Here is a 25867-nt window from a genome sequence, read left to right as displayed (position 1 = left end):
TCCTGGTCACGATCGGCACCGTCTCGGGCGACCGTACTCCAGTGGACTGCCGCACTCGGCAGTCGACGTCCGGGTCAGGCCGTGGGCCCGTTGCCGAAGACGTACCCGACGCCGAGACCGAACACGAAGTCGAGGATCGACACCAGGATCATCATCACGACGACGAAGACGAGCACGACCAGCGTGTAGCTGAAGAGCTCCTTGCGGGTCGGCGTCACGACCTTGCGCAGTTCGCCGATCACCTGACGGATGAAGAGCACGATGGCAGCGATCGGACCCCGGCGCTCGGCCCGGTCCTGCTTCGCCTTGGCGACGACGTCGTCCGCCGTCGTCTCCATGTCTTTGCTCGCCAACTTCTACCCTTCCAGAGTTGCAGGGCGGACAGGACTCGAACCTGCAACCTGCGGTTTTGGAGACCGCTGCTCTACCAATTGAGCCACCGCCCTTCAGAGCACGTCCGTCACCGATCGTGTTCCGGTGGTCGAGTGTACGGGAGTCCGTCACACGGTGTCCACTTGGCCCCCTCCACGGCGTGCCGCGCCGATAGGCTGGCACCCGTGAGCACCGCAGCCCCCGGCCCCGAGTCCACCGCAACCCCCGCCGCCGCGCCGACCGATCGGCCGCGCATCGCGTCCCGCATCGCGGCGATCGCCGAGTCCGCGACGCTCAAGGTCGACGCGAAGGCCAAGGCCCTGAAGGCCGCGGGCCGACCCGTCATCTCCTTCGCCGCCGGCGAGCCCGACTTCGCCACGCCCGACCACGTGGTCGTCGCCGCGGTCGAGGCCGCACAGGACCCGAAGAACCACCGGTACACGCCGGCGACCGGTCTGCCGGAGCTGAAGCAGGCCATCGCCGAGAAGACCGCACGCGAGTCCGGCATCACCGTCGACCCGTCGCGGGTGATCGTCACCAACGGCGGCAAGCAGGCCGTCTACCAGGCGTTCCAGACGATCGTCGACGCCGGCGACGAGGTCCTGCTCCCCGCCCCGTACTGGACCACCTACCCCGAGGCCATCCGCCTGGCCGGTGGCGAGCCGGTCGAGGTCTTCGCCGGCAGCGACCAGGGCTACCTCGTCACCGTCGAGCAGCTCGAGGCCGCGCGCACCCCGAAGACGAAGGCGCTGCTGTTCTGCTCGCCGTCGAACCCGACGGGCGCCGTCTACACCGCCGAGCAGACCACGGCCATCGGCGAGTGGGCACTCGAGCACGGCATCTGGGTGATCAGCGACGAGATCTACCAGGACCTCGTGTACGACGGACTCCGCTTCACCGGCATCCTCGACGCCGTGCCGGCCCTCGCCGACACCACGATCCTGGTCAACGGCGTCGCGAAGACCTACGCGATGACCGGCTGGCGCGTCGGCTGGTTCATCGGTCCCGCCGACGCGGTCAAGGCCGCGTCGAACCTGCAGTCGCACCTGTCGTCGAACGTGTCGAACGTGTCCCAGCGCGCCGCGATCGCCGCGCTCACCGGGCCGCAGGAGCCGGTGGCGGCCATGCGCGAGGCCTTCGACCGCCGTCGCCAGGCCATCGTCGCCGGGCTCAACGCGATCCCGGGCTTCGTCACGCCGACCCCGCAGGGCGCCTTCTACGTCTACCCCGACGTCACCGCACTGCTCGGTCGCGAGTGGGCGGGCTCGACCCCGACGACGACCCTCGAGCTGGCCGACCTGATCCTCGAGCACGCCGAGGTCGCGGTCGTCCCGGGCGAGGCCTTCGGTCCGTCCGGCTACCTGCGCCTGTCGTACGCGCTCGGCGACGACGACATCGCCGAGGGTGTGGCCCGCCTGGCGAAGTTCTTCGCGTAGTCCCCGCGCCCACGACACCCCGCAGAACGCAGAACGGGCCGCCTCGTCGAGGTGGCCCGTTCTGCGTTCCGGGAGGCCCGTGGCCGGGTCGTGCCCGTGCCCGTGCGCTCAGTCGAGCAGGTCCCCCACCACGACGGGCTCCGGCACGAGCGACACCCCGAAGCGGTTCAGGACCGTGACCTGCACGTACCGCGCGAGCTCGGCCACCTGGGCCGCCGTCGCGCCGCCACGGTTGGTCAGGGCCAGGGTGTGCTTCGACGAGATCGCCGCGCGCGACCCCGGCACGGCGTAGCCACGGTGCACCCCCGCGTGCTCGATGAGCCAGGCGGCGCTGAGCTTGACGTCGTCGCCGGCCGGCCACCGTGGCGCGTCGGCGGGGAGGGTCTCGGCGAAGGCCGCGGACACGATCGGGTTCGTGAAGAACGACCCGGCGCTCCAGGTGTCCCGGTCGTCGGCGTCGAGCACCATGCCCTTCGAGGCGCGGAGGCGCAGGACCTCGTCACGGACCGTCGTGGGTTCCACGAGGGCACCGAGGTCGACCCCGAGCGAACCGGCGAGCTGGGCGTACCGCACCGGCACGCCGTGCTCCCCCGCCGTGCCGAGCCGGAACTCGACCGTCAGCACGACACCGCGGCGTCCGTGCTTGAGGGTTGACGTGCGGTAGCCGAGCGCCAGCTCGGCCGCGGGCACCCACGTGCGCTCCCCCGTGGCCGCATCGAGGAACTCGACCCGGGTGAGCACGTCGGAGAGCTCGACCCCGTAGGCGCCGATGTTCTGCACGGGGGCGGCGCCGACGGTGCCCGGGATGCCGCTGAGGGCCTCCAGGCCGGTCCAGCCGTTCGCGACGGTGGTGGCGACGAACGCGTCCCAGGGTTCGCCGGCGGCGACGCGGACGGTGACGCCGTCGGCGTCCGTGTCGGCGTCCACCCCCGTGGTGCGGACCAGGACGACGGTGCCGTCGAAGCCGGAGTCGGCGACCAGCACGTTGCTGCCGCCGCCGAGGACCAGCCACTCGTGGTCGTCCCATGCGGTGCGCGTGTGGGCAACGAGCTCGTCGGTCGTCGTGGCCGTGAGCAGCCGCGCGGCCGCCCCACCGACGCCGAGCGTCGTGAGGTCGGCGAGCACCGGCTCGTGCACGGTCAGCGGAACGCCACCGTGACCTGCGCCTTGCCGAGCACGGTCTGCCCGCCGGCGGTCACGGTGAGGTCGATGCGCTTCGGTCGGCCGTCGTCGTCGACGGTTCCGACCTTGGCGACGATGCCGATGGTCGCGCCCTGCTCCGGGTCCACGACGACGGGGCGGGTGAAGCGGACGCCGTAGCCCGCGACCCAACCGCTGTCACCGAGCCACTCGGAGACCGGCTGCACGGCGAGGCCCATCGTGAGCATGCCGTGCGCGAGGACGCCGGGCAGACCGACCGAGGCGGCGACGTCGTCGCGGTAGTGGATCGGGTTGAAGTCACCGGAGGCGCCGGCGTAGCGGACGAGCGAGTCGCGGGTGACGTGCACCTCGCGCTCGGCGACGACCGTGCCGACCTCGATCGCGGTGGCGGGTGCGGCGGTCATGCGTCGTCTCCTCGGACCACGAGGGTGGACGTCGCCGTGACGACGTGCTCCCCCGAGGCGTCGTTCATGGTGCTCTGGGCCGTGACCATCGCGTTGCCGCCGAGCGTCTTGACGCTCGTGACGGTCAGGGTCGCGGTGAGTTCGTCACCGGCCACGATGGGCCGGTCGTAGGTGAAGGACTGCTCGCCGTGGACGACACGGGAGAAGTCGATGCCGGCGTCCGGCTCGGCGAGCAGCTGCGCGAGCGTGGCTTCCTGCACGACGACCGCGAAGGTCGGCGGGGCGACGACGTCGGCGTACCCGGCGGCGCGGGCCGCGTCGGGTTCGTGGTGGACGGGGTTGGTCGCGAACACCGCGCGCGAGAACTCGCGCACCTTCTCGCGACCGACCAGGTAGGGCTGGGCCGGCGGGAACGTCCTGCCGACGAGCTCGGGGTTCACTGACACGTCGGCAGTCTACCGACGCCCGTCCGGGGGCCTGTCGATGCTGAGGATGCATCGGCTAGGCTTGCCGGGCCGGTTCGGGGGAATCGGCGGTCCGGTCGCGACACCGGATCAGGGGACGGGGGAGCAACCATGGACACCAGGACCGAGTTCGCCGTGCACACGGGCGACCGGTGCACCGCGATGGAGGTCGCCGGCGCGGCACTCCGCACGGCGGGACACCACGTCGAGTCGACCGGCGGGACCCTCACCGCGACGACCGGCAACCGGCTGCTGACGATCCTGCTCGGCGCGCTCGTGCACCCGTCCCGCGAGTTCCGCCGCTACGAGCTGTCGACGACCGTCACCGGGGCGTCCACCACGATCACGCTGCGGCACCGCGGACACGGCACGGCCGTCTCCGGCGGCAGCATCGGCGCGAGCCGGCGACGAGCCGCCTGGCACGAGGTGAACGCGGCGATCGAGCGCGCGCTGCGCGCGGCCGGCGTGCTGCAGACGCGGGCCGACACCGGGTCGCACTCCGCGCTGTAGGGCCGGCCCCAGGGCGGACGGGAGGCCCGGTGTGCGTCCGCCACGTGCCTCCTGGCACGCACCTGGTCCAGCGCACAGCCGAAGTGCGTCCGCACCGCTGTGCACGCAGCCCGGGAACGACGCAGCCCGAGAACGACGCAGCCCGGGAACGACGAAAGCCCGGCGAACAGATCGCCGGGCTTGCTGTAGCGAGGGCGGGACTTGAACCCGCGACCCCACGATTATGAGTCGTGTGCTCTAACCAACTGAGCTACCCCGCCAGAGATCCGGAGCGACACGCGCACCGGGTCGGAGCCCCGAGTCAGGATTGAACTGACGACCCCCTCCTTACCATGGAGGTGCTCTACCACTGAGCTATCGGGGCGATGTGCCGCGAACGGCACCACACGAGGATAGCAGACCTCCGACGCTGCTCCGGAACCGGGCGAGACGCCCGGGCGTGCCGCGTCGGCGACCGCTAGTTCGCGTTGGTCTGGAGCCACGCCAGCGGGTCCACGGGGACCCCGTCGACGTGCACTTCGAGGTGCAGGTGCGGGCCCGTGGAGTTGCCCGTGCTGCCCACGAGACCGAGCTCGTCGCCGACCTCGATCTGCTGACCGGTGACCACCTTGAAGGAGTTGTCCTCCATGTGGCCGTACACGCTGACGAACTGCTTGCCGTCGACGTCGTGCTCCACCCAGACGTCGTTGCCGAAGCCGCCGTCGTTCGCCTGGACCTTGATGACGGTGCCGGCGGCGATGACCCGGATCGGGGTGCCCTCGCCGGGAGCGAAGTCGACGCCCATGTGGTTCGTCGAGCAGAACGAGCAGCCCGCGACCTGACGACCGCCGAAGCCGGAGGTGATCGGGACGCCGGTGAGGAACGGCCACTGGATCGTGCCGGTCGGGTCGTTGGTGAAGCTCGAGGCGTCGACGTTCTTGTACTGCGTGGCGTCCGACACCGTGTACTGGTCGCGGCTCGTCGATCCGTCGGCTGCGGCGCTGACGCTCATCGACTGGGTCGCACCGCTCGCCGTCGACCGGGCCGCGGTCGAGCCGGTCTCCGGCACGTAGAGCGCCTGGGCGGGCAGTGACGTCGAGACGACGAGGCCGGCGACGAAGAGGAGCGCACCGACGGCCGTCACGCGCGAGGCCGCACGGCGGAACGAGGCGCCCTGCTTCCGGGCAGCAGCAGCCGGGGCGGGCGCGGCAGCGGTGCGGCTGGCCGCGATGTGCCGGGTGGCGCGGTCGACCTGCACGGCCGGTGCGGCACGGCCGGTCCGCCGACGGGACGCCGGGACCTGGCCGATGACACGGCGGGGCTGGGGCGCGATGGACTCCGCTGCAGCCGTCGCGGTGCGCGGCGCCGTGGCGCGGACGTCCGGCGACGTGGGAGCCGGCGGCGTCGTGATGCGGGAGGCCGGACGGACCGCCGACTCGGGCAGCGCGGGCGACACCGGCGCGAGGTCGATCGGCGACACGGGAGCCGCGGCCGACGACGGTGTGGTCAGCCCGACGACCTCGTCGAACGACGGGCCCGCGGCACGGTCGGGTGCGACGTCCTGCGCGTGGTCCTGCGTGACGGGAGCGCCCTTCGCAGCCGCTCGCTCCGCCTCGATCCGTGCTCGTCGGGTCAGGTGGACGACCGGGGTGGCGGCGTCGACGGGACCGGTGGGGACGGACGTCAGTGGGGAGTGGGGCATGCGTGCGGTGGCGATCCTGATCGGGGAAGGGGCGCGCTCGTTGGTAACGAGCAGATAACGGGACCTGAGCACGGTAGCAAACGTCGTCGCACGTCGCCAGTCGTGGTCATGTCCACCGGGCACCCCCAGACCGAGGGACCGACGGACCTCAGACGCCGAGCGCCTCGGCTTCCAGCCCGCGCAGCAGCGCCTCGAGGTCGTCGGCCACCGCGGGGCTCGCGAACAGGAAGGAACGGGTGCCGCCGGCCTCCCAGATGCGGACCGACGCTCCGGCCTCGCGCGCGACGACGGAGCCGCCGGCCATGTCCCACGGGTTGATCCCGCGCTCGTAGTAGGCGTCGACGACCCCGGCTCCTACCGCGCAGCAGTCGAGCGACGCCGCTCCCCCGCGCCGGATGTCCCGCACCTCGCCGATGAGTCCGGCGAGCACCGCCACCTGCTCGCGGCGCCGGTCGGCCGTGTACCCGAAGCCCGTCGCCACGAGTGTCTCGGCGAGCGAGGCCGGAGCGCTGACGGACAGGGGGACGCCGTCGCGGGTGGCGCCCTGTCCGGCGGCGGCACGGAACACCACCCCGGTCGCGGGGGCCACCACGATGCCGGCGATCGGCTCCCACGTCATCGGGTCGGCGGAGCCCCGCACGACGCCGATGCTCACGCCGTACTCGGCGCTGCCGTACAGGTAGTTCACCGTGCCGTCGATCGGGTCGACGACCCAGGTGATGCCCGACTCCCCCGACGCCGAGCCGGACTCCTCGCCGTGGAACGCGTCGTCCGGCCGGGCCTCGGCGATCCGGGCGCGGATGAGCGCCTCGACCTCGCGGTCCGCCGCCGTGACCACGTCGACGATGCTCGACTTCCGGTCGGCGACCTCGACGCCCTCGGCCCGTCGTCGTGCGGCGAGCGTGGCCGCTTCGCGCGCGATCGTCTCGGCGAGGTCGGCGAACTGGGACGGTGTGCAGTCGGATGCCATGCACCGATCCTGCCAGGGACGACGAAAGCCCCGTCCGGGTCGGACGGGGCTTCGCGATGGTGGCAAGTGAGGGATTCGAACCCCCGAAGGCTACGCCGGCTGATTTACAGTCAGATCCCTTTGGCCGCTTGGGTAACTTGCCATGCGCACCCAGCCGGTGTGATCACCAACCGAAGGCGCGCACAAAAGCATAGCGGATCCGGAACGGTGGTCGTGACCACCGCGAGCCGACCGCCGGAGCCGAACCGGCCCTCCCGTCCGCCGTTAGGCTGTCCGGCATGGCAGACAGTTCCTTCGACGTGGTCAGCAAGGTCGACAAGATGGAGGCGGAGAACGCCCTCAACCAGGCGGCCAAGGAGATCGAGCAGCGGTACGACTTCAAGGGCGCGGACGCGTCGGTCGCCTTCAGCGGCGAGGACGTCCTCATCAAGGCGAACTCGGAAGAGCGCGCGAAGGCCGTCCTCGACGTCCTGCAGAGCAAGGCGATCAAGCGCAACATCAGCCTGAAGAGCCTCGACGCCGGCGACCCCTACCCCTCGGGCAAGGAGTACCGCATCGAGGTGAAGTTCAAGAACGGCATCGAGCAGGACGTCGCGAAGAAGATCGGCGCGTTCCTGCGCGCCAACGCCCCGAAGACCGTGAAGAGCCAGATCCAGGGCGACGAACTGCGGGTCTCCTCGAAGAGCCGCGACGACCTCCAGAACACGATCCAGCTCCTCAAGGGTGAAGAGTTCGACGTCCCGTTGCAGTACATCAACTTCCGCTGACGTCCGTGGAGCACTGGCTCACCGTCGCGATCACGGTCCTGGCCGTCCTGCTGGACCTGGCGATCCGCGTCTTCTCGATCATCTACGTCCCGATCAACCGGAAGCCGCAGACGGCGACCGCCTGGTTGCTCGCGATCTTCCTCATCCCCTACATCGGCTTCATCGTCTTCCTCGTCATCGGGTCGACGAAACTGCCGCGTGCACGGCGTGAGAAGCAGACCGAGATCAACGCGTACATCCTCGAACAGACCGAGGGCATCGAACGCGTGCGCCGTGACCACCCGTGGCCGCTGTGGCTCGAGAGCATCACCACGCTGAACCGCGAACTCGGCGCGATGCCGCTGGTCGGCGGCAACTCGGCGGAGCTCTACCCCGACTCCGAGGAGTCGATCGCGGAGATGACCCGGGCGATCGACCAGTCGCGCCGGTTCGTGCACGTCGAGTTCTACATCGCCACGCTCGACGACACCACGCGACCGTTCTTCGACGCGCTCGCCCGTGCACAGGCCCGCGGCGTCACCGTCCGGTTCCTGCTCGACCACTGGGCCAGCCGCGGCTACCCCGGGTACAAGGACACGCTGGCGTTCATGGACCGCGCCGGCATCGAGTGGCACCTCATGCTCCCGCTGCTGCCACTGCAGGGGAAGTTCCAGCGCCCCGACCTGCGCAACCACCGGAAGATCATGGTCATCGACGGCTCGGTCGCGTTCACCGGGTCGCAGAACCTGATCGACCCCTCGTACGACATCAAGTCGCACATCGAGAAGGGCATGGTCTACAAGGACCTGTTCGCCCGGTTCGAGGGACCGGTCGTCGCGGGGTTGAACGCACTGTTCGTCACCGACTGGTACAGCGAGACCGACGAACTGCTGCTCCGTGAGAGCGACCCCGTCCAGCGGGCCGACCGCGGCGACGCCCTCGACTGCCAGGTCGTGCCGTCCGGGCCCGGGTTCGACGGCGAGAACAACCTGCGCCTGTTCAACGCACTGCTCTACTCGGCGCAGAAGAAGGTGTCGATCACCTCGCCGTACTTCGTGCCGGACGACTCGATGCTCTACGCCATCACGACGACCGCCCAGCGCGGCGTCGAGGTCGAGCTCTTCGTCGGCGAGATGGGCGACCACGCCATGACGTGGCACGCGCAGCGCTCGTACTACGAGGGACTCCTCCGCGCCGGCGTGCGGATCTGGCTGTACCGGGCACCGACGATCCTGCACGCCAAGCACTTCACCATCGACGACGAGGTGTCGGTGATCGGGTCGAGCAACATGGACATGCGCTCGTTCAGCCTGAACCTCGAGGTCTCCGTGATGGTCCGGGGCCACCGCTTCGTCGACGCCCTGCGCAAGGTGCAGGACGCCTACAAGGAGCACAGCTTCGAGCTCACGCTCGACGAGTGGGTCGACCGTCCGCGCCGGTCCAAGGTGCTCGACAACGTCGCGCGGCTCACGGCAGCGCTGCAGTAGCGGACGACCGGGAGGCGCGGCTCGGCCCCGGCAGGGGCGCTCAGCGCATCGGGACGGTGGACGCCAGGGCCGCGACGGCCCGCTCGAGCGGGCCGCGGCCGAGGAACCGGCGCCAGACCATCGCGAACACGACCGAGCCCAGCGCGAACCAGCCCCACGCCTCGGCCGACTCCGGGTACTCGGGAAGCATCGCGATCACCAGGAGGTGTCCCGAGTAGATCGTCAGGGGCATCGACCCGACGGCGGCGAGCGGGAACGCGATCCGCTCGGCGACCCGCCCGCGCCCGTCGAACACCAGGGTGCAGAGGGCGATGACCGCCACCGCCACCCCCGCGGTGCCGATCACGTCGACCGTCGTCGACGAGTGGTCGCGCGGTGACAGGAAGAGCTGGGCGAGGGCCTCGGCCGGCGTGCTGCCCTCGGCGGCGTACGGGACGCCCGGGAACGCGAACGCGGCCCCGGCCGGCAGCGGCGCCAGCACCGTGCCGACGACGTACGCGGTGGCGGCGACCAGTGCGCCGGATGCGAGGAGCGCGACCTGCCGGCGGCGTGGGCCCAGACCGGACCTGGCGACGGCGAGACCGACCAGGACGTACGCCAGGAAGGTGACCACGGGGTAAACCAGGCCGAGCTGCTGTCCGACCATGCCCGAATCGGCGTAGGCCGGTGCGGTCGCGACGGCGACGATCGGCGACAGTACGGCGCAGGCGCCCGCGATGGCGAGGAGCCACGCCGGGCGGACCCGGAGCACCGGGATCACCAGCAGGAACAGCACCCCGTACGTCGGCAGGATGACGTAGACCGGGGTGTCCAACGCGATGAGCACGAACCCGATGCCGACGACGGCCGCGGCGCGGACCGCCAGGCGCGCCCGGACCCGCCCGATCGTCGGGGGTCCTGGCGGAGTCGTGCGACCGCTCGTCAGCCCGATCGACACCCCCGCGAGGACGGCGAACAGCGTGGACGGGCGCCCGTGCGCCACCGCGGACCACGTCGAGGGATCGGACCAGTCGAGCTGGTCCGCGATGCCGCCGATGTGCGCGGCCATCATGCCGAGCAACGCGACGGCCCGCGCGACGTCGACGCCCTGCAGTCGCACGCCGGACACGGACGCGCCCCGGACCGCGGTGGGCGGGACGGGGCGCGTGTCGGTCATCGGTGTCAGTTCGTGGGCACGTCGACGCGACCGAGGGACACGTCGATCATCTCGTCGCGGGGCACGACCTTGATGCGCTCACGGCCCTCGGCAGCACCGAGCGCGAGCTCGTGGGTGTCCAGGTGGTGCCAGCCCTCGAGGTCGGTGTACTCGACGCCACGCTCGCGGAGCAGGGCCGGGATCGCACCCTCGGAGGGGTCCTCCGGCGTCCACCAGCTCGCCTGGTCGTTGACGATGTGCTGCACGGTCTCCATGGCGTCGGACTTCGTGTGCCCGATGAGCCCGACCGGACCGCGCTTGATCCACCCGGTGGCGTAGACGCCCGGGATCTGCTGGTTGTCGTCGTCGAGGACCTGGCCCTCGTGGTTCGGGATGACGCCGTGGCGCTCGTCGAACGGCAGCCCGGGCAGCGGGGAACCGAAGTAGCCGACGGCGCGGTAGGCCGCCTGGATCGGGATCTCACGGATCTCGCCCGTGCCCTCGACACCGCCCTCGCCGTTCGGCCGGGTGCGCTCGTACCGGATCGCGGTGAGGTTGCCCTGCTCGTCGCCGACGAACTCGGTCGGCTTCGCGTAGAAGTGCAGGTGCAGCCGCCGGCTCGCCTGGCCGGTCTCGCGGGTGCGCCACTGCTCGAGCACCCGGTTGATGACCATGACCTGCTTGTTCGTGGCGATCGCGGTCTTCGACGCCTCGTCGTGGTCGAAGTCCTCGTCGTAGACGACCATGTCGACGTCACGGACCTCGCCGAGCTCGCGGAGCTCGAGCGGCGTGAACTTGACCTGGGCGGGACCACGGCGGCCGAAGACGTGGACGTCCGTGACGGGCGACGCCTTGAGGCCCTCGTACACGTTCGCCGGGATCTCGGTCGGCAGCAGGTCGTCGGCGTGCTTCGCGAGGATGCGGGAGACGTCGAGCGCGACGTTGCCGACCCCGATCACCGCGACGCTCTCCGCGGTCAGCGGCCAGGTGCGCGGGAAGTCGGGGTGGCCGTCGAACCAGCTGACGAAGTCGGCGGCACCGTAGGAGCCCCGGAGGTCGACGCCGGGGACGTCGAGGTCGGCGTCCTTGATCGCGCCCGTCGAGAAGACGACCGCGTTGTAGTGCTTCTTGAGGTCCTCGAGGGTGATGTCCTCGCCGAAGCGGACGTTGCCGAACAGCCGGACGACACCGCGGTCGAGTACGTCGCGCAGGGCGTTGACGATGCCCTTGATCCGCGGGTGGTCGGGTGCGACGCCGTAGCGAACGAGTCCGTACGGCGCGGGGAGCTGCTCGAACAGGTCGATCGACACGTCGTGTCCGTGGGCCTCGCGCAGCAGGATGTCCGCGGCGTAGATGCCGGCGGGTCCGGCGCCGACGATGGCGATTCGGAGGGTGGGCACTGATCGTCTCCAGTTCGTTCGGGTGGGGTGCTCCCGGTGGTGCGTCCCGCGCGGCGACCGTGGGGTCGTCCGGTCGCGGGTGGTGTTCAGCGGCTGCGGTCGACGACGGAGTCGGCGAAGCGGGTGAGTGCCCGCTTGACGGTGCCGTCGGGCAGCGGGGCGAGGGCGTCCACGGCTTCGCGGGCCCAGCGGACCGCGACCGTGCGCGTCGACGCGGTCGCTTCGTGGTCACGCAGAGCGGCGACGGCCGACTGGTACGGCACGGAGCCGACCGCGTCGTCCGGGGCGCCGTTCACGTCGCGCTCGATGCGCAGGACGAGGTTCTGCGCCGCCGGGTCGGTCGCCGCGTGCCGACGCAGGTGCAGCATCGGCAGCGTGTCGACGCCGGCTCGGAGGTCGTTGCCGGCGATCTTGCCGGTCTTGTCCGTCGCCGGTGCCAGGTCGATGACGTCGTCGACGAGCTGGAAGGCGACGCCCACCTTCTCGCCGAAGGTCCCGACGGCGTCGAGGTAGGCACGGTCGGCGCCGGAGAACATGACACCGGCGCGGGCGGCGGTCGCGATGAGCGAGCCGGTCTTGTCGCTGAGCACCTGGATGTAGTGCTCGACCGGGTCGTCGTCGGGCTGCGGGCCGGTGGTCTCGTGCAGCTGCCCCATGCAGAGGCGCTGGAAGGTCTCGGCCTGCATCCGGATGCCGTCGGTGCCCAGGTCGGCGGTGATGAGGCTGGCGCGGGCGAAGAGCAGGTCGCCGGTCAGGATCGCGACGTTGTTGCCGTACGTGATCTGCGCTGCGGGGACCCCGCGGCGGACGGGCGCTTCGTCCATGACGTCGTCGTGGTAGAGCGACGCCAGGTGGGTCGTCTCGATGCTGACGGCGGCCTTGACCACGGCGTCGGTCACCCCGTCGCCGAGCTGCGCGATGAGCAGCGTCAGCGTCGGACGGATCCGCTTGCCGCCCGCGGACAGCAGGTAGCGGCTCGTGGTGTCGGCGAGGGTGTCCGTGGACCGCATGGCGTCCTCGAGCCCCTGCTCGACGAGTTCGAGACCGTCGTCGACGGCGGCGATGAAGCGGCGGTCGGCGGGCGTGGCGAACAACCGCTCGCCGATGCCCAGCGAGGCGCGGAGGCTCGGCGCGCGACGTGCGACCGGGACGCTCGGATTCAAGTGCTGCTCCGTCTTCGGGGGATGGTGACCGGTCAGTCGTCGGCCGGGTCGACGCGCGGCTGCTCGCCGGTGGTCTGGTGGTCGCGGCGTGCCTTCGCACGACGGGCCGCGGACTCGCGCACCGTGTCGGCGACGGGCTTGCGACCACGGTGCAGTGCGACGATACCGGCCGTGAGGTTCCGGTAGGCGACCACGGAGAAGCCGACGCCGCGCAGCCACTGGGTGAGGACCTGCTGGTCCGGCCACGCGTCGATCGACTCGGCGAGGTAGCGGTAGGCGGCGGGGTTGCTGCTCGAGAGCTTCGCGATGCCCGGGAGCACGCGCTTCAGGTAGGTGCCGTAGCCGAGGCGCAGCAGCGCACGCGGCGGGGTCGAGAACTCGCAGATGACCACTCGGCCGCCGGGCTTGAGGACCCGCAGCATCTCGGCGAGCGCCTGCTTCGGGTCGTTCACGTTGCGCAGCCCGAACGAGATCGTGACGGCGTCGAACGTGTCGTCGTCGAAGGGCAGGTGCTCGGCATCGCCCTCGACGAAGGTGATCTCGGGGTGCCGCTCGCGACCGACCGCGATCATGCCGGCGGAGAGGTCGAGCGCGCTGACCTCGGCCCCCTTCTTCGCGAAGGCCGCGGCACTCGTCCCGGTGCCCGCGGCGATGTCGAGGACCTTCTCGCCGGGCTGGGGGTCGACCGCCCGCACCGTGGCGACACGCCACAGCGGTGCGTTGCCCGCCGACAGGATGTCGTTCGTGAGGTCGTACTTGGCCGCGACGTCGTCGAACATCGCCGCCACCTCGTCCGGCCGCTTGTTCAGGTCCGCTCTGCTCACCCGACCAATCCTAGAGGTCCCGACCGTACGTTCACCGGACTCGCAGCAACGGCCCACTCGTCGAGCGCGCGGCCAGGTGGTCCACCGACCGCGCGTAGCATCGGAGCCGTGACCCGAACCACCACGGCGGCGCCCCCGCTGACGGTCTCCACCCGGATCCTCGACGACCCGGGCACCGTCCTCCGCCACACCCTGCGCGACCGTCCCCTGGCCTTCGTCCGGAACGGTGACGGCATCGTCGGCATCGGGGAGGCGCTGCGGTTCACGTTCACCGGCCCCGACCGGATGCGCGACGCCGCCGCGGTCTGGCGCACCGTCGTGGAGTCGGCCGTCGTCGACGACCCGGTGCAGCTGCGCGGCTCCGGCCTGGTCGCGTTCGGCTCCTTCGCCTTCGCCGACGACTCCGCCGACGAGAGCGTCCTGATCGTCCCGCGCGTGGTCATCGGCCGTCGGCGCGGCAAGGCCTGGCTCACGGCGATCGACACGACCGTCGGCGCCGAGCCGCTCACGTTCACGCGGACCTCGGTGCCGGTCCCCCACGTCGGACCACACGTCTCCGTCGCGCTGCACCCCGGCCGGATCGACGAGGCCGCCTACGCCGCGAACGTCGCCGAGGCCGTGCGACGCATCGCCGCCGGGAGCGCGCAGAAGGTCGTCCTCGCCCGCGACCTCGTCGGCGAGATGCCAGCGGACGCCGACCACCGCGCCCTGCTGCTCGACCTCGCCGCCGCCTACCCGCAGTGCGTCACCTTCGCGGTCGACGGCCTGGTCGGTGCGACCCCCGAGACGCTCGCCCGCACCGACGGCACCCGGTTGACGGCGCGGGTGCTGGCCGGCAGCGCCGCACGCGGCGAAGACGAGGTGTCGGACCGTGCCGCTGCCGAAGCCCTTGCCGCCAGCGCGAAGGACGTCGAGGAGCACGCGTTCGCGATCGACAGCCTGCTCGCTTCGCTCCGCCCGCTCGTGACCGAGTTGCGCGCCGACCCCGAGCCGTTCCGGCTGCAGCTGCCGAACCTGTGGCACCTGGCGACCGACGTGCAGGCGACCCTGCCGCCGGACACCACCTCGCTCGACGTCGCCGACGCCCTGCACCCGACGGCCGCCGTCGCGGGCACCCCCACCGACGTGGCCGTCCGGCTCGTCGCCGAGCTCGAGGGCGTCGACCGCGGTCGCTACGCCGGCCCGGTGGGCTGGATGAGCGCCACCGGCGACGGTGAGTGGATGCTGGCGCTCCGCAGCGCCCGGATCGACGACGACGGCACCGTCCGGGCCTGGGCGGGTGCGGGCGTCGTCGCGGGGTCGGAACCGGCGCGCGAGGTCGCCGAGACCGCCCTGAAGTTCCGACCGGTCACCGACGCGCTGGCCTGAGCGCCGCGTCAGTCGGCCAGCGGGACCTCGATCACGACCCGCTCGGCCGGGTCGGTGAGCACCCGCTCGAGGTCGCCCCACGTCTCCGCGCGGCGGTACTCCCAACCGAGGCCGGTCACGACCCGTTCGACGTCGACGTGCTGCGGGGTCGACATCATCCGGCGCATGTCCTCTGGTGGAGTGGTGCGTGCCACCTCGAGCCCGCGGAAGATCGCGCCGCCGTGGTCGTTGCCGACGACGACCTGGACCCGGTGCGTGCGCTCCTCTGTCCCGGTGACGAACGCCCCGAGGTCGTGCAGCAGGGTCAGGTCGCCGAGCAGCACGCGCGTGGTGCCGACCGACGCCGACGACTGTTCGAGGGCCGCGGCGATCCCGAGCGCCGTCGACACGGTGCCGTCGATGCCGGCGAGCCCACGGTTCGCGTGCACCCGGATCTTCTTGCCGAGCACGCGCCCGTCGGCGACGCGGATGATCTGCGAGGCGCCGAACACGAGCCGGTCGTGCGGCCACGTCACGCCCCACACGGCGTCGGCGAGCATCGCGCGGTCGACGGGTCGGCGGCGGAGGGCGACCTCGTCGCGCAGGAACTTGTTGCGCTCGGCACGGTCCGGGGACCGCTTGGCGCCGAGGTCGGGTCCGGCGTCACCATCGCCCAACAGCTGACGGCTCGCGCCGACCCAGCGGCCGACCCACGCACGGTGCTCCGGCCGGGTCCGGCCCGTCACGCGGACGTCGGACACGAAGGTGGTGTCGGAGGGCCGGGAGGCGCGGGCTGGGTCGAAGGGGTCGGCCGCGTGTCCGCGGACCACGAACGTCTCGACCCCCTGCCGCTGCAGGAGCGCCGGGACCTCGCGACTGAGGGTGGGGTGGCCGAGCACGACGGCACGACGGACCGCTCCGCCGAAGTCCTGGTCGCGCAGGAGTTCGCGGTAGGTGACGACGAGGTTCCGGCCGAACCGTGCGCCGCTGGAGACCTCGGCGAGCAGGGGCGCCCCGAGCTCCCACGCGATGCGCTCGGCGTCCTCGCCGGCGTCGTGCCCGGCGATGACGACCGTGCCCGGCTCATCGTCCGGCGACAGCTCGGCCACCGGGAGTCCGCCGTGCGCACGACGGGTGGCGAACGCGGTGTCGACCTCGTCGTCGGAGACGCCCTGCACGCGCTCGGCGTCGAGGCCGGCGGACAGGGGTTCACGGAACGCGACGTTGAGCTGCGCTGGCCCCGGTTGTCCGGTGTGTCCGGCGGCCGCGGCGACTGCCTGGCGGGCGAGGTCGCGGAGCGCTGCACGCACCGAGGCGTCGGCTCCGTGCGCAGAGGGCGCCTCGACGTCGCGGACGAAGGCGACCGCGTCGCCGAACATCCCCGGCTGGACGGTGGTCTGGTTGCTGCCGATGCCGCGGAGCTCGTCCGGCCGGTCGGCGCTCAGCACGATCATCGGCACACCGGAGTGGTGCGCTTCGAGGACGGCAGGGTGCAGGTTGGCGACGGCGGTGCCCGAGGTCGTCACGACGGCGGCCGGTCGACCGGACTCCACCGCGAGCCCGAGGGCGAAGAACCCGGCGGTGCGCTCGTCGAGCCGGACGTGGACGGTCAGGCCGCCGGCTCGCTCGAGGGCGACGGCCGCGAGCGCCAGGGCCTGGGATCGCGAGCCCGGACTGACGACGACATCGGTGACGCCGGCGCGGACGAGTTCCTGCAGCAGCGTCAGGGCAGCGTCCGTCGCCGGACTGCCCGATCCGGCGGGACCGTCAGCGATCGGTGCGGCCGTCGTCGTCTCGGTCGTGGAACTGGTCTTCGAGGTCTCGGAGGGTCGCGTCGTCCTGGTCCTTGTCCGTGAGGGTGTCCCCCGGAACGGGCGTGGTGCCGAGGAAGTCCGGGTCGTCTTCGGGTCCACGGTACCGGGCTGTCGTGCCCGGGGACGCCGGCGAGCGGCCGAGCAGGAACCAGAGCACCCCACCGAGGACGGGGAGGACGATCACGAGGAGGATCCAGACACCCCGCCTGAGGGATCGGACACGTTCGCGGGGCATCGTCGCGCAGTCGATGGCCGCGTACACCGTGAAGGCGACAGCGGCGACGACGACGATCAACCACAAGCGGACCATGCCCAGGAGTCTAGGTCGCGAGCCTGTGACGACCCTGCCGGTCGGCCGTCCGTAGACTCGCAGGGTGAAAGCGTGGCTCCTGTACACCCTGGCCCGGCTCGGCATCTTCGCGGCGGCGCTCGTGCTCCTCCGGCTCCTGACCCCGATGCCCTGGTACTGGGCGACGATCATCGCCGCCCTCGTCGGGCTGCTGGTGTCCTACATCGCGCTCGCCGGACTCCGCACCAAGGTCGCCCTGAGCCTGGCGAACCGCCGCGGTGGCCCGGAGCGCGATGCGGACACCGACTTCGAGGACGACTTCGTCGACGCGGCGGACACCGACGCCGCGGACACGCCGACCGTGCGCCCGGTGTCGGACGCCGACCGGCACGCCGCGCGCCGGGACACCGACGCGGAGTAGTCCGGCGGAGTCCTACGGCTGGACGGCGAGCGTGATGCCGAGCACGACGCCGAAGACCAGCGAGGCGAACGACGACAGCTGCAGTGCCGTGATGAGTTCACGGGGCTTGCGGGACGACACCCCGATCGCGAGCGCCGGCAGGGCCAGCAGCAGCGAGAAGTACGTGAAGCCCGTGCGGAAGTAGAGCAGGACGAACCAGAGCAGCACGACGTACGGCAGCAGCAGGAACAGGCCGTACAGCACCCGTGCCACCGGTCGTCCGACGACGACGGCCAGGGTGCGCTTGCCGGCGAGACGGTCCTCGTCGATGTCGCGGATGTTGTTCACCATCAGGACCGCGCAGGCGAAGAACCCGGCGGCGACCGCGGCGGCCCACCCGCTCGTGGTGGCCTGGCCGATGAGCACGTACTGGGTGCCGAGCACGGCGACGAGTCCGAAGAACACGAAGACGAAGACCTCGCCGAGCGCGTTGTACCCGTAGGGCTTCTTGCCGCCGGTGTAGAACCACGCGGCGACGATGGCCGCGGCGCCGACGAGCAGCAGCCACCACAGCTGGGTGAGCACCACGATGACGATCCCGGCGACGGCAGCCAGCCCGAAGAACGTCAGCGCGACGGTCAGCACCGTGCCGGGCTTCGCGAGGCCGGCCCCCGTCAGTCGAGCGGGGCCGACGCGGTACTCGTCGGTGCCGCGGACCCCGTCGGAGTAGTCGTTGCTGTAGTTCACGCCGATCTGCAGGAACAGTGCCACCGCGAGGGCGAGCAGCGCGATGGCGAGGTGCCCGTCCTGCGCCAGGAACGCGCCGAAGTCGCCCGTGGTGCCGCTGTCGACGAAGCCCACGGTGGTGCCGAGCACCACGGGGACGACGCCGAGCGTCAGCGTGCGGAGTCGTGCCCCGCCGATCCAGTCCCGCGCGGTCGCCCGGCGCTTCGAGCGGACCGGGGTCGCAGCCTTCGCCGGGTTGCCCGAGCGGCCCTGCTTGTGCGTCGTGTTCTTCGTTCGTGCCACGACCACCGATCCTATCCGCGCCGCGTCGCACTGCACCGCGGTGCCGACGCGCGGGCCTACGAGGACGCCAGGTCCTGGATCGCCCGCCGGTCGGGTTTGCCGGACGCGAGCATCGGCAGCCGGTCGACCACCACCACCGCGGCCGGACGTGCGGCTCGGCCGAGGGCGTCGCCCACGTGGGACCGGACGGTGTCGAGGTCGAGCGGTCGCTCGGTGACCACGACCGGCACCTCGCCCCACTCCCCCGAGGCCCGTCGGGTGACGACTGCGCCGTGCTGGTCGGGCAGGTCGCGCACGAGCCGCTCCACCGCGCCGAGCCGGACCTTCTCGCCGCCGGAGATCACCACGTCGTCGAGGCGTCCGAGCACCCGGACCACCCCGTCCGACACCGTGGCGGCGTCCCCCGTGCGGTACCAGCGCAGGCCGTCGCGCTCGCCGAACGTCGCGGCCGTGCGGTCCTCGTCGCCGAGGTACCCCTCGGCGAGCATCGGACCCGCCAACTGGAGCTCGTCGTCCACCACCGCGGTGCGGACGGTCCCGAACGGCACGCCGTCGTACACGCAGCCGCCGCTCGTCTCGCTGGCGCCGTAGGTCGTCACGATGCGCACGCCTGCGGCGACCGCTCGCTCGCGGAGCGCCGCCGGGGTCGCCTGCCCGCCGACGAGGACCGCGTCGAACCTGCCCAACGCAGCCGTCGCGCGGTCGTCGTCGAGCACGCGGGCGAGCTGCACGGGGACGAGCGACGTGTAGCGACGGGGCGCCGCAGGGCCGGTGACGAGCTGGTCCGCGGCGTCCGCGAACGCCGTGGCGTCGAAGTGCCCCGGTGCCACGACGACCGGCGTCGTCCCCGCGGCGATCGAGCGGGTCAGGACGTTGAGGCCCGCGATGTAGTGCGTGGGCAGCGCCAGCACCCAGCTGCCCGGTCCGCCGAGCGCTGCGTCCGCCGCTGCGGCACCGGCGAGGAGCGCCTCGGACGAGAGGGCCACGCGCTTGCCGGTGCCGGTGGACCCGCTCGTCTCGACCACCAGGGCGACCCGCTGCCGGACCTCGGCCGGTGGCAGGGTCGGCAGCGCCGGTGCTCCCTCGGCGACGGGGAGCAGCGCGGGGCCGCCGGCGAGCGCTGCCTCCAGGCCGCGGAGCACCGCCAGCGGATCCGACGTGCCCAGCGCGACCAGCGGACGGCTCATGCCGGCACCGCCGGGCTCAGTAGTGCCACGGGAACGACGTCCACTCGGGGGCGCGCTTCTCGAGGAACGAGTCGCGGCCCTCGACGGCCTCGTCGGTGCCGTAGGCGAGCCGCGTCGCCTCGCCCGCGAAGACCTGCTGCCCGACCATGCCGTCGTCGACGGCGTTGAACGCGTACTTGAGCATCCGGATCGCCGTCGGGGACTTGCCGAGGACGATCTCGCCCCAGCGGATCGCCTCGCGCTCGAGGTCCTCGTGCGGGACGACCGCGTTCACCGCACCCATCTCGTACGCACGTTGCGCCGAGTACTCCTGCGCGAGGAAGAAGACCTCGCGCGCGAACTTCTGGCCGATCTGCTTGGCGTAGTAGGCGCTGCCGTACCCGCCGTCGAACGACCCGACGTCGGCGTCGGTCTGCTTGAACCTGCCGTGCTCGGCGCTCGCGATGGTCAGGTCGCAGATCGCGTGCAGCGAGTGCCCGCCGCCGGCTGCCCAGCCGGGGACCACGGCGATGACGACCTTGGGCATCATGCGGATCAGGCGCTGCACCTCGAGGATGTGCAGTCGTCCCATCGACGCCTGCGCGGCGGCGGGGTCGACTCCTTCGGGCGGCGCACCCTCGTCGCCGACGTACTGGTAGCCGCTGCGCCCCCGGATGCGCTGGTCGCCGCCGGAGCAGAACGCCCAGCCGCCGTCCTTCGGGCTCGGACCGTTGCCGGTCAGCAGGACGACGCCGACGCGGGGGTCCTGGCGGGCGTCGTCGAGCGCCCGGTAGAGCTCGTCGACGGTGCGCGGACGGAAGGCGTTCCGCACCTCGGGCCGGTCGAACGCGACCCGGACGATCCCCTTCGAGACGTGCTTGTGGTACGTGATGTCCGTGAACTGCTCCGCGATCGGAGCCGCGGTCCAGACGTCGGGGTCGAACAGGTCGGAGACGGGAGCAGCCATGCCCCCAACGTACCGCCGCCGTCAGGCGCCCATGCCGGTCAGGACCTCGGGCGCGACGAACACCAGGATCACGATGAGGATCACCGGGTTGGCGAAGAAGGCCACCACGACACCGATCGCCCCGTACCACCGGCCGAGGCCACCGACGGCCGCGACGAAGCCGAGCACCGCCGCGATGAGGGTCAGGAACACCACGACGAAGCAGATCCCGAACGCGAACTCGGTGTCACCGCCCATGAAGACCGCGAAGGCGCTGGCGTCCACCGCAGCGGACACCACCGCGAGGCCGAGGGCGATCTTGCCGACGATCGGGCTGCGGCGCTTCCGACCCGCCGTCTGGCGGACGTCGACGGTGTTCTGCTGCATGAGCCGCGCGAACTCGTCGGTGTCGCGACCGGGGCGCTGCGCACGCTGCTGCGGTTCCCGCGCCACCGCGCCTCCCTCGTTCCGGACGGTTCGATCCGGGTCGTGACCAGTGCCGACCGAGGCCGACCGATGCATGCTAATGCCCTGCCCTGGCGGTCCCCTCCGAGGAACCGGCAGGTGCCCTGGGTGCGGTGGGAGGATGGCCGACGTGCTCCCCGACCTCGCCGAACTCACCGCCGACGCGCACGTGGTCGCCCTGCCCATGCGGGTGCGGTTCCGCGGCATCACCACGCGCGAGGCGCTCGTCCTCCGCGGCCCCTCGGGCTGGACCGAGTTCTCACCCTTCGTCGAGTACGACGACACCGAGGCCGCCGCGTGGCTCCGGGGCGCGATCGACTTCGGCTGGACCGAGCACGAGGCCGCCGCCGACTCGGTGCCGGTGAACGCCACGGTGCCGGCGATCGCCCCGGACCAGGTCGCCGCACTGCTCGCGCGCTACCCCGGGTGCACCACCGCCAAGGTCAAGGTCGCCGAACCCGGTACCACCGTCGACGACGACGTCGCCCGGGTCGCCGAGGTCCGACGGGTGATGGGCCCCGGGGCCGCCGTCCGGGTGGACGCCAACGGACTGTGGAGCGTCGACCAGGCCACCGAGGCGCTCGAACGCCTCGCTCCCTTCGACCTGCAGTACGCCGAGCAGCCCTGTCGGACCGTGCCGGAGCTCGCCGCGCTGCGGGCACGGATCGACGGCCTCGGGGTGCGGATCGCCGCGGACGAGAGCGTTCGCAAGGCCGCTGACCCCCTCGCCGTCGCACGAGCCGGAGCGGCCGACGTCCTGGTCGTCAAGGCACAACCGCTCGGGGGCGTCACCGCGGCGCGTACGGTCATCGCCGAGGCCGGGTTGCCGTGCGTGGTCTCCAGCGCGCTCGACACCTCGGTGGGGCTCGGCATGGGCGCGTTCCTCGCCGCGGCTGCGATGTCCCCGGGGTACGCCGCCGGGCTCGGGACCGCCGCGATGTTCGCGTCCGACGTCACCGCGGACCCGCTGCTGCCGGTCGGGGGCCGCGTGCCGGTGCGACGGGTCGCGGTGTCGGCGGACCTGCTCGACCGGAACGCCGCGTCGCCGGAGCGGACGGCATGGTGGCTCGCGCGGGTGGCGCGAGTGCACGCCGTACTTGCCGCCGCGTAGATCCGTCTCCCTGGCCCTGCACGCGACCGGACGACGGACGGGAGGCACGGTGCCAGCTGGCACCGTGCCTCCCGTCCGGTCCTGGTCGCGACCAGAGCCGCGTCAGTGACGCGCGTCGCTCACAGGCCCGAGTAGCTGTGCAGGCCCTTGAAGAAGACGTTCACGACCGAGAAGTTGAACATCACGGCGGCGAAGCCGATGAGCGCCAGCCACGACGACCGCGCACCGCGCCAGCCGCGGGTCGCACGGGCGTGGATGTACCCGGCGTAGACGACCCAGATGATGAAGGTCCAGACCTCCTTGGTGTCCCAACCCCAGTACCGGCCCCAGGCACGCTCCGCCCAGACCGCACCGGCGATCAGGGTGAAGGTCCAGAGGACGAAGCCGACGAGCAGGACGCGGTAGGTCAGGACCTCGAGGCGGTCGGCGTCCGGCAGGGTCGCCATGAAGCGGAGCTTGCCCGAGGCGGTCCGGCCCTGGCGGTACGTCTGCACGAGCTGCGCCACCGCGAGCCCCGCACCGAGCGCGAAGAACCCGGTGCCCGCGATCGCCACGAAGACGTGGATGACGAGCCAGTACGACTGCAGCGCCGGCTGCAGCGGCACGACGGGGACCCAGTAGTTCACCGTCGCGATGCCGAGCAGGATGATCGTCAGCCCGGTGATGAAGACGCCGAGGAACTTCAGGTTCTGCCAGAACTGCACGAGCAGGAAGATGAGCGTGATGAGCGCCGTGCCGGTGAGCGAGAACTCGAACATGTTGCCCCACGGCACACGGTCGGCCGCGATGCCGCGCAGGACCACCGATGCGACGTGCAGCACCAGCGCGAGGATCGTCATGGCCATGCCGACGCGCTCGAACTTCGTGCCGCGCGCGGCCGAGCCGCCGGCGTTCGCCGGGGGTGCCGCGACCGGTTCGAGCACGACGGTGCCGCCCCGGACGGTGGCGACGGTCTTCGTCGAGCGGGCCGCGCCCACCGAGGCGGTCGCCGCAGCGTCGTCCGAGTCCGCACCAGCGTCCTTCGCCGCTGCCGTCACCTCGCCGGAGCGTTTCGCCATGTCCAGCGCGAACGAGATGAACGCGATGACGTAGACCGCCATCGCGGAGTACGTCAGCACGACCGAGTAGGTCGCGAGGTTCGTGGTCATGTCGTTCACTGGGGCATCCTAACTCCGAGGTCCGACGTGTGGCGCTGTGCGATGTCCGCGACGGCCCGTTCGAGGTTGGGGTCCTCACCGCGGGCGAGGCCCGCGTACTCCAAGTCGTACTCGCCGTGCTCTGCGCCCTTGCGGGGGACGACCTTCACCCACACGCGTCGGCGCGGGACGAAGAGCGACGTGAGCAGCCCGAGCGTCGAGAGCAGCGCGAAGGCGGCGACCCACGCCTGCGACGGGTCGTGGTGCACGTCGAGCGACACGTAGCGCTTGACGCCGTCGAAGGTGATCGACCCGGCACCGTTCGGCAGCTTCTTGGTCTGCCCGGGCTCGAGCGCGATGCTCGCCGTGTCGGACTGACGGCCGGCGATCTGCGTGAGGCCCTTGGTGTCGAGCGTGTAGACGCTCTGCGGCACGCCGCTGTCGAGGCCGAGGTCGCCGGTGTAGACCTGCAGCGTCAGCAGCGGGTTCTGCGTGTCCGGGTAGGCGCTCGTGTACGCACCCGAGGCGAGCTTCGACGCCGTCGGGTAGAAGAACCCGACCATGCCGAGCTGGTCCGGCAGCGCGTCCGGCACCTTGATGACGCCGGTGGACGTGTAGTTGGCGTCCTCGGGCAGGAACGGCACGACGTCCTGGAACGCCACGTTGCCCTCGCCGTCGCGCACCGTGACGTTCATCGCGTAGCCGTTGCCGAGCAGGTAGACGTTGGTGCCGCCCACGTGCAGCGGGTCGTTCACGCCCAGGCGGCTGGTCGTCGACTCGCCGCCCTTCTCCTTGCTCGTCACGGTCGCCGAGTAGTCGAGCGCCTGGCCGAGGGCGTCGAGGTTGCGCTCCTCGTACTTCGTGACGAACTTGTCGAGCGTCAGGTTGTAGCCCTTGAGGTCGGTCTGCTGGAACCAGCGACCCGGGTTGAACGAGTCGTAGGAGCCGAGGACGTTCGAGAACGTCTGCCCCTCGACCAGCAGCCGCTGGCCGGTGAACCCGAACCCGCCGCCGACACCGACGGCCAGCAGGACACCGACGAGCGCCGCGTGGAACACCAGGTTGCCGGTCTCGCGCAGGTAGCCGCGCTCCGCGCTCACCGAGTCACCGAAGCGCTCGACGCGGTACCCGGAGCGCTTCAGGATCGCCATCGCGCGCGTCACCGCGTGCTCGCTGGACGGGAGGCCCGTGGTCACGTCGATCCCGGTGGTGCCGTCGATCATCGCGTCGGGCTGCACCGCCACGGTGCGGAAGCCCGCCAGTCGTGTCAGGCGGACGGGGGTCCGGGGCGGACGGGTGCGGAGCGCCTGCCAGTGGTGCTTCGTGCGCGGCACGATGCAGCCGATCAGGGAGACGAACAGCAGCAGGTAGATCGCCGAGAACCACACCGAGGTGTAGGTGTCGAAGACCTGCAGCTTGTCGAGGATCGGGTAGAGCGTGGCGTGGTCGGCCTTGTACTGGACGACACCGTTCGGGTCGGCGGTGCGCTGCGGCACGAGCGAGCCCGGGATCGCCGCGAGGGCGAGCAGCATGAGCAGGAACAGCGCGGTGCGCATGCTCGTGAGCTGTCGCCAGAAGAACCGGAGGGTGCCGACGAAGCCGAGCTTCGGCTGGTTGATGCCGGCGTCGCCGGGTCCGGAGCCGTCGACGTGGTCGGACGGTCGCTGCGGGTCCGACGCGGTGTCGGCGCCCGTCGCTTCGGTTTCGGGATCAGACCGCGGGGACAAAGCTCTGGATCACCGCCCCGACGCTCGACATGACGGCCGACCAGATTCCGGTGACCATGAGCAGACCGATGACGATCAGGATCGCTCCTCCGATGATGTTGACGGTGCGCATGTGCCGCTTCACGGCGCGGATCGCACCGGTCGCCCAGCCGGCCCCGAGGGCGACGAGGACGAACGGGATGCCGAGGCCCAGGCAGTACGCGACGCCGAGCCACATGCCCTGCCAGGCACTGCCCGACTGCACACTGAGCAGGTTGATGGCGGCGAGGGTCGGGCCGAGGCACGGGGTCCAGCCGAGGCCGAACACGATGCCGAGCAGCGGGGCGCCGACGAGTCCGGTCGCGGGTGTCCAGCTCGGCTTGATGGTGCGCTGCATGAACGTGAACCGGCCGACGAACACCAGCCCCATCGCGATGACGACGACGCCCAGGATCTGCGTGATGAGGTCGCGCCACCGCACGAGCCAGAACCCGAGCGCGCCGAACACCGTCGTGTACGCGACGAAGACCGCCGTGAAGCCGAGGATGAACAGGAGCACGCCGAGCACGACCCGCCCTCGGCGCTGCCCGCCCTCGGCGATCCCACCGACGTACCCGAGGTAGCCGGGCACGAGCGGGAGCACACAGGGCGACAGGAACGAGACGAGCCCCGCGAGCGCCGCCACGGGCAGCGCGACGGCCATCT

The 25867-nt window shown here is 71.6% G+C and carries 26 protein-coding genes and 4 tRNA genes; 7 read left to right on the top strand and 23 right to left on the bottom strand.

Going from position 1 to position 25867, the window contains the following annotated elements; all coding sequences use genetic code 11:
* Nucleotides 1–74: 74 nt before the first annotated feature.
* Together secE and EDF51_RS11750 are read right to left on the bottom strand one after the other, a co-directional pair.
* On the bottom strand, nucleotides 75–353 hold the full coding sequence (secE, locus tag EDF51_RS11755; protein ID WP_111084262.1) for a preprotein translocase subunit SecE: 279 nt from the start codon (nucleotides 351–353) through the stop codon (nucleotides 75–77).
* 20 nt (nucleotides 354–373) lie between these two features.
* A tRNA-Trp gene (locus EDF51_RS11750) sits at nucleotides 374–446 on the bottom strand.
* 180 nt (nucleotides 447–626) lie between these two features.
* On the opposite strand from EDF51_RS11750, the gene EDF51_RS11745 reads away from it, so the two are divergent.
* A complete protein-coding gene (locus EDF51_RS11745) occupies nucleotides 627–1808 on the top strand; it encodes a pyridoxal phosphate-dependent aminotransferase (protein WP_131921844.1) in 1182 nt (393 codons plus the stop codon).
* Between the two features lie 108 nt (nucleotides 1809–1916).
* On the opposite strand, the gene EDF51_RS11740 is transcribed toward EDF51_RS11745, so the two are convergent.
* Genes EDF51_RS11740 through EDF51_RS11730 form a run of 3 tightly spaced genes read right to left on the bottom strand, consistent with a single transcriptional unit; the run spans nucleotide 1917 to nucleotide 3819 of the window.
* Nucleotides 1917–2933: a UDP-N-acetylmuramate dehydrogenase gene (locus EDF51_RS11740; protein ID WP_243692435.1), complete on the bottom strand. Its 1017-nt coding sequence runs from the start codon at nucleotides 2931–2933 to the stop codon at nucleotides 1917–1919.
* Nucleotides 2934–2947: 14 nt separating this feature from the next.
* On the bottom strand, nucleotides 2948–3373 hold the full coding sequence (locus EDF51_RS11735) for a MaoC/PaaZ C-terminal domain-containing protein (protein ID WP_123292107.1): 426 nt from the start codon (nucleotides 3371–3373) through the stop codon (nucleotides 2948–2950).
* Nucleotides 3370–3819 (bottom strand): MaoC family dehydratase N-terminal domain-containing protein, encoded by a 450-nt coding sequence (locus EDF51_RS11730; RefSeq protein ID WP_123292106.1) that lies wholly within the window; start codon nucleotides 3817–3819, stop codon nucleotides 3370–3372. The genes EDF51_RS11735 and EDF51_RS11730 overlap by 4 nt, the downstream gene beginning before the upstream one ends.
* A 129-nt stretch (nucleotides 3820–3948) precedes the next feature.
* Between EDF51_RS11730 and EDF51_RS11725 the strand changes: the two genes are divergently transcribed.
* Nucleotides 3949–4347: a hypothetical protein gene (locus tag EDF51_RS11725; protein ID WP_134194973.1), complete on the top strand. Its 399-nt coding sequence runs from the start codon at nucleotides 3949–3951 to the stop codon at nucleotides 4345–4347.
* A gap of 186 nt (nucleotides 4348–4533) precedes the next feature.
* Here EDF51_RS11725 and EDF51_RS11720 read toward each other — a convergent pair.
* The 5 genes from EDF51_RS11720 to EDF51_RS11700 all read right to left on the bottom strand — a co-directional run bounded on the left by EDF51_RS11720 (nucleotide 4534) and on the right by EDF51_RS11700 (nucleotide 7140).
* A tRNA-Met gene (locus EDF51_RS11720) sits at nucleotides 4534–4607 on the bottom strand.
* 32 nt (nucleotides 4608–4639) lie between these two features.
* A tRNA-Thr gene (locus tag EDF51_RS11715) sits at nucleotides 4640–4711 on the bottom strand.
* Between the two features lie 93 nt (nucleotides 4712–4804).
* Nucleotides 4805–6028 (bottom strand): M23 family metallopeptidase, encoded by a 1224-nt coding sequence (locus EDF51_RS11710; RefSeq protein ID WP_131879289.1) that lies wholly within the window; start codon nucleotides 6026–6028, stop codon nucleotides 4805–4807.
* Between the two features lie 148 nt (nucleotides 6029–6176).
* A complete protein-coding gene (locus tag EDF51_RS11705; protein WP_131879291.1) occupies nucleotides 6177–6998 on the bottom strand; it encodes an inositol monophosphatase family protein in 822 nt (273 codons plus the stop codon).
* Between the two features lie 57 nt (nucleotides 6999–7055).
* Nucleotides 7056–7140 (bottom strand) — tRNA-Tyr (locus EDF51_RS11700).
* A 136-nt stretch (nucleotides 7141–7276) separates the two neighbouring features.
* On the opposite strand from EDF51_RS11700, the gene EDF51_RS11695 reads away from it, so the two are divergent.
* Both EDF51_RS11695 and cls read left to right on the top strand, forming a co-directional pair.
* Nucleotides 7277–7765, top strand: coding sequence for a YajQ family cyclic di-GMP-binding protein (locus EDF51_RS11695; protein WP_111084269.1), 489 nt, complete (start codon nucleotides 7277–7279; stop codon nucleotides 7763–7765).
* Nucleotides 7766–7770: 5 nt separating this feature from the next.
* A complete protein-coding gene (gene cls / locus EDF51_RS11690; RefSeq protein WP_131879293.1) occupies nucleotides 7771–9231 on the top strand; it encodes a cardiolipin synthase in 1461 nt (486 codons plus the stop codon).
* A 40-nt stretch (nucleotides 9232–9271) separates the two neighbouring features.
* On the opposite strand, the gene EDF51_RS11685 is transcribed toward cls, so the two are convergent.
* From EDF51_RS11685 to EDF51_RS11670, 4 genes are all read right to left on the bottom strand, one after another.
* A complete protein-coding gene (locus EDF51_RS11685) occupies nucleotides 9272–10387 on the bottom strand; it encodes a heparan-alpha-glucosaminide N-acetyltransferase domain-containing protein (RefSeq protein WP_132100048.1) in 1116 nt (371 codons plus the stop codon).
* 5 nt (nucleotides 10388–10392) lie between these two features.
* Complete coding sequence (locus EDF51_RS11680) at nucleotides 10393–11766, bottom strand: FAD-dependent oxidoreductase (RefSeq protein WP_132100047.1); 1374 nt, start codon at nucleotides 11764–11766, stop codon at nucleotides 10393–10395.
* An 86-nt stretch (nucleotides 11767–11852) separates the two neighbouring features.
* Nucleotides 11853–12929 carry a polyprenyl synthetase family protein gene (locus tag EDF51_RS11675; RefSeq protein WP_134194971.1) on the bottom strand — a complete coding sequence of 359 codons (1077 nt, stop codon included), beginning with the start codon at nucleotides 12927–12929 and terminating at the stop codon, nucleotides 11853–11855.
* A 32-nt stretch (nucleotides 12930–12961) separates the two neighbouring features.
* Complete coding sequence (locus tag EDF51_RS11670; RefSeq protein ID WP_111084274.1) at nucleotides 12962–13753, bottom strand: demethylmenaquinone methyltransferase; 792 nt, start codon at nucleotides 13751–13753, stop codon at nucleotides 12962–12964.
* 108 nt (nucleotides 13754–13861) lie between these two features.
* Between EDF51_RS11670 and EDF51_RS11665 the strand changes: the two genes are divergently transcribed.
* On the top strand, nucleotides 13862–15121 hold the full coding sequence (locus EDF51_RS11665) for an isochorismate synthase (protein WP_131879301.1): 1260 nt from the start codon (nucleotides 13862–13864) through the stop codon (nucleotides 15119–15121).
* Between the two features lie 8 nt (nucleotides 15122–15129).
* On the opposite strand, the gene menD is transcribed toward EDF51_RS11665, so the two are convergent.
* Nucleotides 15130–16818, bottom strand: coding sequence for a 2-succinyl-5-enolpyruvyl-6-hydroxy-3-cyclohexene-1-carboxylic-acid synthase (gene menD / locus EDF51_RS11660; RefSeq protein WP_347812766.1), 1689 nt, complete (start codon nucleotides 16816–16818; stop codon nucleotides 15130–15132).
* Between the two features lie 49 nt (nucleotides 16819–16867).
* Nucleotides 16868–17224 (bottom strand): PLD nuclease N-terminal domain-containing protein, encoded by a 357-nt coding sequence (locus tag EDF51_RS11655; protein ID WP_131921755.1) that lies wholly within the window; start codon nucleotides 17222–17224, stop codon nucleotides 16868–16870.
* Nucleotides 17225–17288: 64 nt separating this feature from the next.
* Here EDF51_RS11655 and EDF51_RS11650 point away from each other — a divergent pair, with 64 nt between their 5' ends.
* The gene (locus EDF51_RS11650) at nucleotides 17289–17624 is read left to right on the top strand and encodes a DUF4229 domain-containing protein (protein ID WP_123292098.1); all 336 of its coding nucleotides are present in this window, start codon (nucleotides 17289–17291) and stop codon (nucleotides 17622–17624) included.
* Between the two features lie 12 nt (nucleotides 17625–17636).
* On the opposite strand, the gene EDF51_RS11645 is transcribed toward EDF51_RS11650, so the two are convergent.
* Genes EDF51_RS11645 through EDF51_RS11630 form a run of 4 tightly spaced genes read right to left on the bottom strand, consistent with a single transcriptional unit; the run spans nucleotide 17637 to nucleotide 21197 of the window.
* The gene (locus tag EDF51_RS11645) at nucleotides 17637–18638 is read right to left on the bottom strand and encodes a 1,4-dihydroxy-2-naphthoate polyprenyltransferase (protein ID WP_131879304.1); all 1002 of its coding nucleotides are present in this window, start codon (nucleotides 18636–18638) and stop codon (nucleotides 17637–17639) included.
* 50 nt (nucleotides 18639–18688) lie between these two features.
* On the bottom strand, nucleotides 18689–19819 hold the full coding sequence (locus EDF51_RS11640; protein WP_123938610.1) for an AMP-binding protein: 1131 nt from the start codon (nucleotides 19817–19819) through the stop codon (nucleotides 18689–18691).
* A 16-nt stretch (nucleotides 19820–19835) separates the two neighbouring features.
* Entirely contained in the window at nucleotides 19836–20765 is a 930-nt protein-coding gene (locus EDF51_RS11635) for a 1,4-dihydroxy-2-naphthoyl-CoA synthase (RefSeq protein WP_111084280.1), read from the bottom strand.
* A 21-nt stretch (nucleotides 20766–20786) separates the two neighbouring features.
* Complete coding sequence (locus EDF51_RS11630) at nucleotides 20787–21197, bottom strand: hypothetical protein (protein WP_123292094.1); 411 nt, start codon at nucleotides 21195–21197, stop codon at nucleotides 20787–20789.
* Between the two features lie 133 nt (nucleotides 21198–21330).
* On the opposite strand from EDF51_RS11630, the gene EDF51_RS11625 reads away from it, so the two are divergent.
* The gene (locus tag EDF51_RS11625) at nucleotides 21331–22320 is read left to right on the top strand and encodes an o-succinylbenzoate synthase (protein WP_131879306.1); all 990 of its coding nucleotides are present in this window, start codon (nucleotides 21331–21333) and stop codon (nucleotides 22318–22320) included.
* Nucleotides 22321–22439: 119 nt separating this feature from the next.
* On the opposite strand, the gene ccsB is transcribed toward EDF51_RS11625, so the two are convergent.
* The 3 genes from ccsB to EDF51_RS11610 are packed head-to-tail and all read right to left on the bottom strand — an operon-like array spanning nucleotide 22440 to nucleotide 25865.
* The gene (ccsB, locus tag EDF51_RS11620; protein ID WP_131879561.1) at nucleotides 22440–23468 is read right to left on the bottom strand and encodes a c-type cytochrome biogenesis protein CcsB; all 1029 of its coding nucleotides are present in this window, start codon (nucleotides 23466–23468) and stop codon (nucleotides 22440–22442) included.
* A gap of 5 nt (nucleotides 23469–23473) precedes the next feature.
* Entirely contained in the window at nucleotides 23474–25183 is a 1710-nt protein-coding gene (locus EDF51_RS11615) for a cytochrome c biogenesis protein ResB (RefSeq protein ID WP_235036025.1), read from the bottom strand.
* Nucleotides 25167–25865, bottom strand: a complete 699-nt coding sequence (locus tag EDF51_RS11610) for a cytochrome c biogenesis protein CcdA (RefSeq protein WP_123292336.1) — start codon at nucleotides 25863–25865, stop codon at nucleotides 25167–25169. Before EDF51_RS11610 ends, EDF51_RS11615 begins: the two co-directional genes overlap by 17 nt.
* Between the last annotated feature and the right edge of the window lie 2 nt (nucleotides 25866–25867).

The sequence above is a fragment of the Curtobacterium sp. PhB25 genome (assembly GCF_004365375.1).
GTDB lineage: Bacteria > Actinomycetota > Actinomycetes > Actinomycetales > Microbacteriaceae > Curtobacterium.
This window is presented reverse-complemented; position numbering and strand designations above follow the sequence as displayed.